The 5,969-nt window shown below is 61.2% G+C and carries 5 protein-coding genes and 2 pseudogenes; 4 read left to right on the forward strand and 3 right to left on the reverse strand.

Annotated elements, in window-relative coordinates:
- Positions 1-298: 298 nt before the first annotated feature.
- Positions 299-2,584: an ATP-binding protein gene (locus tag ACFWI9_RS32465; protein ID WP_387168358.1), complete on the reverse strand. Its 2,286-nt coding sequence runs from the start codon at positions 2,582-2,584 to the stop codon at positions 299-301.
- Positions 2,585-3,051: 467 nt separating this feature from the next.
- Between ACFWI9_RS32465 and ACFWI9_RS32470 the strand changes: the two genes are divergently transcribed.
- The 4 genes and pseudogenes from ACFWI9_RS32470 to ACFWI9_RS32485 form a co-directional block, all read left to right on the forward strand.
- Entirely contained in the window at positions 3,052-3,249 is a 198-nt protein-coding gene (locus ACFWI9_RS32470; protein WP_387168366.1) for a hypothetical protein, read from the forward strand.
- Entirely contained in the window at positions 3,176-3,376 is a 201-nt protein-coding gene (locus tag ACFWI9_RS32475; protein ID WP_387168361.1) for a transposase, read from the forward strand. The genes ACFWI9_RS32470 and ACFWI9_RS32475 overlap by 74 nt, the downstream gene beginning before the upstream one ends.
- A 61-nt stretch (positions 3,377-3,437) precedes the next feature.
- Positions 3,438-3,638 (forward strand): hypothetical protein, encoded by a 201-nt coding sequence (locus ACFWI9_RS32480; protein WP_387168369.1) that lies wholly within the window; start codon positions 3,438-3,440, stop codon positions 3,636-3,638.
- Positions 3,628-4,200 (forward strand): annotated as a pseudogene (locus ACFWI9_RS32485) (ISAs1 family transposase); the annotation flags it as partial. The gene ACFWI9_RS32480 and the pseudogene ACFWI9_RS32485, both read left to right, overlap by 11 nt.
- A 114-nt stretch (positions 4,201-4,314) precedes the next feature.
- Here the strand turns inward: ACFWI9_RS32485 and ACFWI9_RS32490 are convergent.
- Together ACFWI9_RS32490 and ACFWI9_RS32495 are read right to left on the reverse strand one after the other, a co-directional pair.
- The gene (locus tag ACFWI9_RS32490) at positions 4,315-5,067 is read right to left on the reverse strand and encodes an IclR family transcriptional regulator (RefSeq protein WP_387168364.1); all 753 of its coding nucleotides are present in this window, start codon (positions 5,065-5,067) and stop codon (positions 4,315-4,317) included.
- Between the two features lie 373 nt (positions 5,068-5,440).
- A pseudogene (locus ACFWI9_RS32495) lies at positions 5,441-5,874 on the reverse strand (transposase); the annotation flags it as partial.
- Between the last annotated feature and the right edge of the window lie 95 nt (positions 5,875-5,969).

Raw genomic sequence — 5,969 nt, forward strand, 5'->3', positions numbered from 1 at the left:
ACCGCTTCGCGTACTTACTTCCCACCTGGTGCTACTTCCTCTGGAACCTCAAGATCCCAGTCTCCAGGTGTCCAAGAGCAAGGGGAAGCTTCAGCCGGTGACAGTAGCCCTCCGGCTGACCGCCCTTACCGTTCATCCACGCCGGGACGGGCATCGCGTCCCGCACGACCGCCCACTCCGCGTCCGACATATCTCACCACACCCGAACTGACGCCCAACAAGATCGGTACGACAACGGCTTCTTACGAAACAAAGAGGGTAACGAGTTTCTCCGTTGGACTCAGCCGTCGATTCTCTCCTACTGTCTTGAAAACCATGCTGCGACCTGCAGTCGGGAGTTCAAGCCTAGTTTGGTCAGAATATGAGCGACATGCCCTTCGGCGGTGCGGGGAGCGATGACCAGTTTGGCGGCAATATCCTTGTTGGACAGACCTTCGGCAAGGAGTTTGGCGATCTGCCGCTCGCGTCGAGTCAACACGTTGGACTCTTGAGTCGCCGGTTTGGGCATCGCGGCTTCTTCTCGGCCGGATGCATAGGATATAATCTCATCCACTCCAAGCCTCGACGCTTCGCCATGCAAACGAAGATAGTCCTGTTCCCCCAGGAATTCGCGGGCTTTTTGCGCATATTCATTGTGCCATCTGATGAGAGGAGGGAAACCACCCAGGCGTGCGGCCAGAGGTGTCCACAGAACATGCCCCCCTCCCAAGAGCCTGACGCAACGCTCCGCATCTCCCTGATCCATCGCGACCCATGCGAGGTACTCGATGGAGGAAGCGACACCAAGGAGGTCGCCCAGCTGAACCTTCAACCTGAGGCCGTCCTGTAGTTGGGACTCCGCCTGCTCGGGCTCCCCTCGAAGAACGTTGCTGAGACCGAGAAAAATATAGACCCAGGACAGAAGCCAGATGTCCCCGTGCTCCCTACTTGCCATTTCACAGTCCTGAAGTGGATCAATGGCAAGATCTGGTTTTCCAGTCAAACAAGCAGCGTACCCAACAAGGAGCTGAGCCATATGCAGATGGGGATTGAGCTGGCTCAGCGCCTTCTCTCGCTCGAGTCCCTCTTGCAGTAGCGCAAGTCCTGATGAAGGGTCCGAGTCATGGAGCCGCGCCAGGCCAAACAGGTAGGTGGAGTGAGCAACGTATGGCTCATTTTCCATATCATAAGCCAATCGCTGACACGTAGTCAGGGCGTCCAGCGCTGCAGGCATGTCATCGAGCATGGCATCCAGGAAAGCCCTCCCCCACAAGGCGACTATACGGTGCTCACTCCTCTCGGTACGCTGCGGATGGGTGAGTGCGCGGTTCAACCAGTACTGACCTTCCCGCTGCAGGCCGCACATCAGCCAGTAGGGCCACAGGGAGCCGGCCATGTACATGCCGAAATCAACTTGCCCTTCTTGCGTTATGCAGAATTCCAAGGCTGCCCTAATATTAGCTTGCTCTTCGCAAAGGCGCTTGAATATGTCGATCTGATTACGACCGAACCATTGCCGCTCACCCTGCTTCGCGAACTGCATATAATAGTCGCGATGGCGGATACGGAGTTCAAGCTCGCCACCCTTTTCCCTGAGACGGTCGATACCGTACTGGCGGATCACCTCAAGCTGTCGGTACCTCGGGACTCCGTCGACCTCTTCTCGAATGACGATGGACTTGTCCACCAGGCTTGCGATCAGATCGGCCGCCGTAGACCGGTCGATACCCTCTCCGGAGCATACGTACTCGACGGCTGCAAGGTCGCAATTTCCGGTGAACACCGAAAGCCGGGCCCACATGAGGTGCTCTTGCTCCGTACAGAGCCTGAAGCTCCAGTCGATCGCTCCGCGCAAGGATTGCTGTCGAACCGGAGCAGTTCGGTAGCCGCACCTCAAATCGCTCTCACTGTTGAGGCGGGCCAGAATGTTCTCCGGCGACAAAGCACGCATGCGCACGGCGGCCAGTTCGATTGCGAGAGGAAGCCCGTCGAGTCTACGACACAGCTCCTCCACTGCGCCCCTATTCTTCTCAGTGAGGGCAAATCCCGGAAGGACCGCCGCCGCGCGCTCTTTAAAGAGAGTGACCGATTCCTGTTCAAATTCAGACATACGACTTCCGCGCGATGCGGGAATGGCGAGCGGCGACACTGTGAATATGTATTCACCTTCTACACCTAGTGGCTCTCGACTCGTGATCATTATCTGAATGTCGGGGCACGCTCGAAGCAGATCCGCTACCTGCTGCGCGCTAGCATCGATCAAGTGCTCACAGTTATCGAATATCAGCAGCAGCCTCTTACATTTGAGGAAGTCGATGAGCGCGAGCCTGGGTTCAGCGCCAGCGGTGGGCATTCCGACTGCTTGCATTACTGTCAGGTCCATCAGCCTCTGGTCCCGGAGTTCGGCCAGGGATACCAGCCACACGCCGTCCGGAAAGGCGCGTCGCAATCGCCGCGCGACCTGCAAGGCCAGGCGTGTCTTTCCCACACCCCCCACACCTGTGATCGTCACGAGGCGTGATGTCGACAAGGTCTGCCTGATGTGGGCTACTTCCGCACGCCTTCCCACCATGCTAGTGAGGTCGGCAGGGATGTTGTCGGGCATCGGTAATCACCGCCACAGACAGGAACCGCGGCGCACCCCACGCGACAGCGTGTCGGATGGGTGCGCCAACTGACCACTCTGCGCCATGCAGCATGATGCGTCATGGAATCGAAGCGCCTCAAATGACCAGGCCATTGGATCCTCTCGATCCTGGAGCTGCTGGACCATCGGCTCTCTAGACTGACACGCAATGGCGATGACGTGAATAGGCATGATGGGCGGGAAAATCGTCCTTTTGGCCGTCCCTGCACAGCGAGGGTATGTGCTCTTTGCCGTTCTCTGAGGCTTGTCAGGGCGACTTCAGTTTCGATTGGAGCGCACTGTCGGTGACAATCCAGATCCAGACAGTAAGAATTCTCAGGGTGAGAACGGCCATGGCGGCTGAGGTAAGTCGTAAGGGCCCGGATATGAGAACGGCCACCGGCTGATCTTTCAAGACGACCAAGTCTTTGAAGGAGATCAGCACGATGACCGCACCCGACAGTCTGCCTCTGCACGCCCTCGCCGAGAACAACCTTGCCGCGGCGAGTCCGGACCTGCTGCGCGCGATGGTCAAGACGTTCGCCGACGCGCTCATGTCGGCGGAGGCCGATGCTCTGCAACGCCGAATACGGGCAGGTCAGCGACGAGAGAGTCAACCACCGCAACGGCTATCGCCCACGTGAGTGGGACACGAGGGCCGGGACCATGGAGCTCGCCGTCCCCAAGCTGAGGCAGGGCAGCTACCGGTGGTTTGTTAGAAGCCGTTGTTGTACCGAACTTGATGTGCACGTTCTCGCAGGTCAGGCGTGATGTCGTGGTGGGGGAGACAGGCTGGTGCCGTTGGGTTCTCTTTGTCGGTGGAGTTGCGGAGATGGCGTCGGTCGTGGGTTTGCTGGAGGCGCGTGAGTTGGCCGCGCGAGAGCGTCTGGAGGGGCTGCGGGAGGAGGCGGACCGGGTGTTCGCCGAACTCGCGGAGGCGGAGAGGGACTGGCAGGAGTGGCTGATCGCGCGGCAGCGTGTGGGTGAGGTCTTGTCCGTGCGGCGAACGCGGGAGGCCGATTGCAGTGGGTGAGAAGAGCAACGAGCTCCCCGCGGCCCGGGAGCTGCTTCAACTCCTCGACTTGGACGGCGGGGTCGTCACCATGGACGCGCTGCACACTCAGCACGACACAGCGACCCTGGTGACCAGGGCCGGCGGTGACTACATCCTGACCGTGAAGGCCAATCAGAAGTCGTTGCATGTGCAGCTCAAGGCGCTTCCCTGTGCTTCGATACCTGCCTTCACCAGGACGGATCGAGGACACGGACGTTGTGCCACCCGGACGATCAAGGTCATTGACGTGCCGGCATGGGTCGAGTTCAGCGGAGCCACGCAGGTCGCCCAGCTGCGGCGCACTGTCACCAGAAAGGGCTCGAGCTACGACAATGCCCTTGCCGAGTCGTTCTTCCAGGGACTCAAGCGCGAGTTGCTTCACGGGAGGCGCTGGACCTTGAAGGCGCAAACACGGCTCGAGCTGCTCCGCTGGCTGTCGTACTACAACAAGCGCCGTCGGCACTCCGCCCTCGGCTACCTCACACCAGCCGCGTCCGACCCGCAACTGATCACGTCACGTGCGCTGTCACTCGCCGCATGAAACCCGGTGTCCACTCCCGAGGATCAACCTCAGCTCTGCTTTCGTCCCCTGCCGTGAGCTCCCCGACTCGGCGACAGGGTCCTGTCACTGGCTGGTCGCAGATGTCCCACTGGCTCAGGTGGATACAGATCTGCAGGCCGCAGTGACGCGCTCGATGAGCGTGTCCTGGTGCGTGGCGAAACGCTCGAACGGGACAGGAACGGAAATCGCAGCGTAGGGCGCCCCGTCGCGTGTCACCACTGCCCCAACGGCGGCAATGCCCAGGCTATGCTCCTGTCGGTCGATTGCCGCTCCTGAGGCACGGATCGTCTCGATCTCGCGCCGCAGTTGTTCCTGGGAGGTGAGCGTCGCGGGGGTAAAGCGCTGCAACGGATGGCGACGTAGCAGATGTTCGACTTGCTCATCCGGTAGAGCCGCAAGAAACGCTTTACCGTTGGCTGTGCAGTGCAGGGGGAAGGCGGCTCCGACCGCGGAAACCACTCGCAGAGCCTGCGTTCCTTGTACCTGGTCGACAAAACGCACTGCGTCGCCTTCGAGGACAGAGAGATCGACGGTTTCGTCGATCTCTCTCTGCAGGCTCACAAGGGTCGGCCTGAGTTCATCCACCAAGCCGACCGCGGCGACGCGGGCGAGTGCGCCGAGGGCGCTGCCCAACCAGATCCGTCCGTCGACATCAATACGCAGCAGCCGCTCCTCGGCCAGGGCGCTCACGATGCGATGCGTGGTGGTCTTGGCCAAGCCGACAGCGTCATCGAGACTGGCCAGCCGCATGCTTCCGTTGTGGGCTCCCACTGTTTCGAGAATGCAGACGGCACGCCGGATGACTTGGATGCCGGCTCGATCAGGCCGCTGCGACGAAGAGGACACGTAGCCATTCTATCCCATAATGGGGATCGCTGGATCCGTATTATGGGACAACCTCTTCGAGGCTTCGGCCAAGCCTGTCGGAGGTGTCGCCTACCTCGACAGGACCTGACCCATCGCTCTGGCCGCACCCCCAGGATAGTCCGGCGAGGGCAGTGGCGGCACGCCGCCCGCGGGGCGCGGGACTCCGGAGAACGGGCACCGCCAATCGCAGCCGAGGCCACCCGGACTCCCGAACTCTTACTGCTGGGCGGAGAGGACAGTGACCGGTCGCCCCGACATACCCCCTCCCCCAAAGCACCCTGGCCGCAAGGCCTCTTTCCGCCAGGGAGGCCGAGGTGACGGCAAGCCCCGCCACGCCTCGGGAGATGGACAGGACCACGTGGAAGCCGCGAACTCCGGGGTTTCTCTTGACGACTTCGATGTCCATTCCAGGTTCGCGCCGTGCTCGACGACGGCGTTCTTGAAGCCGGTGTCGACCCAGCTCTTGGTGATGGTGGGGTAGGTCTTCATGACCTGGTCGAGGAGACCTATTCCTACGGCGATCTCGGAGAGGCCCGCGCTGGCGACGGTCACGGCGAGGATCAGTCCGATCGTGTCGGTGAGGGCACCTCGCTTCCGTCCGACGATCTTCTTCGCGGCGTCGGTTCCCTGGCTGGTCAGGGGCACGTTGCTGGAGGTCTTGACGCTCTGGGTGTCGATGACGGAGGCGGTGGGTTCGGGCTTGCAGCCTTCTTTCGCGCGGGCCAGGCCGGTCAGGTCGTGGTTGAGTCGGGCGAGGATTCCCTCATCGCGCCAGGCGGCGTAGTAGGTCTGAGAGTGCGGGATGTGGCGTTTCGTCGGTCTTGCCATCGCTCGATGGTGTGACGTGGGGGCATCGCTGTCGGTCAGGAGTTCGGGGTTCG

Source organism: Streptomyces sp. NPDC127084, from assembly GCF_042724175.1.
Classification (GTDB): Bacteria; Actinomycetota; Actinomycetes; order Streptomycetales; family Streptomycetaceae; genus Streptomyces.